The sequence below is a fragment of the Mesorhizobium sp. M7A.F.Ca.MR.148.00.0.0 genome, from assembly GCF_003997735.1.
Taxonomy (GTDB): Bacteria; Pseudomonadota; Alphaproteobacteria; order Rhizobiales; family Rhizobiaceae; genus Mesorhizobium.
On the sequence record NZ_RZTB01000333.1, the window covers coordinates 1 to 808 of the forward strand.

The following is an 808-nucleotide window of genomic DNA, read 5'->3' on the forward strand; positions in this document are numbered from 1 at the left end:
GCAGACGGGTGGGGCGCTCCTCGGTCCCAGTTTACTCGCGGTGCGTTCCAGCATGGCTGCAATACTCCAGGGGCAGGATTCTGGAATCCTGTTTGCGGCTAGCATCACCACGTGAAGACATCGATCGTTCGCCATCTGCTGCGCTAACCTCAATCTCGGCGGCGCCTGGCCTGTATGGCAGCAAAGGTGACTGGGCGAAAATCCCAGGCGTCGACGCCGACGTCGTGCTGGCGCGTCATTGGCTTCAGCCGGCCATGAGAATGGCCGTGCAGGTTTATCGATTTCTTGCCGATCTTGTTCCAGGTGCGGAACGGGTAGTGGCAAAGAACCAAGAAACTGCCCTCGACAGTTAGCTCCTTGTAGTGTTGCACGCTAGCCCAAGCCGAAGCGCGGAGCGTTACCACGCCGTCGTTGTTGCCGATGATCAGGTGTTTGGTGCCGTGGAGGCAGGACAGCAGCGAAGACACTGTCTCGGCCGATCCCTTGGCGAAGTCGCCGAGGTGCCAAACCTCGTCATTTGGAGCGACAGTCTCGTTCCAAAGTTCAGTCAGTGCCTGGTCGTGGGCCACCAATGAACTGAAGGGGCGGGGGTCGAGCCGCAGAATGCGGGGATCGTTGAAATGCGTGTCGGAGGTGAAGAAGATCATGCGCCGCCGCTGGCTGAGATGAGCGCTCGACGATCGCTTCTAAGTTCGGTTGCCGGAGCGGCTTTGGGGTCCATCATCGATCCTGATTTGGGCTTCCCTGAGCATCTTGAGTGCCTCTTCCTTGGTGAGGCCGCACTTGCGCGCAAAGTAGAGAGCTTCGA

At 59.2% G+C, this 808-nt stretch carries 1 protein-coding gene; it reads right to left on the reverse strand.

Going from position 1 to position 808, the window contains the following annotated elements; all coding sequences use genetic code 11:
* Window positions 1-149: 149 nt before the first annotated feature.
* Entirely contained in the window at window positions 150-647 is a 498-nt protein-coding gene (locus EOB49_RS34330; RefSeq protein WP_127318148.1) for a metallophosphoesterase family protein, read from the reverse strand.
* Window positions 648-808: the final 161 nt, after the last annotated feature.

Coding starts and splice junctions, on each gene's coding strand:
- EOB49_RS34330 (WP_127318148.1), bottom strand. CDS start 647: ATGATCTTCTTCACCTCCGACACGCATTTCAACGATCCCCGCATTCTG.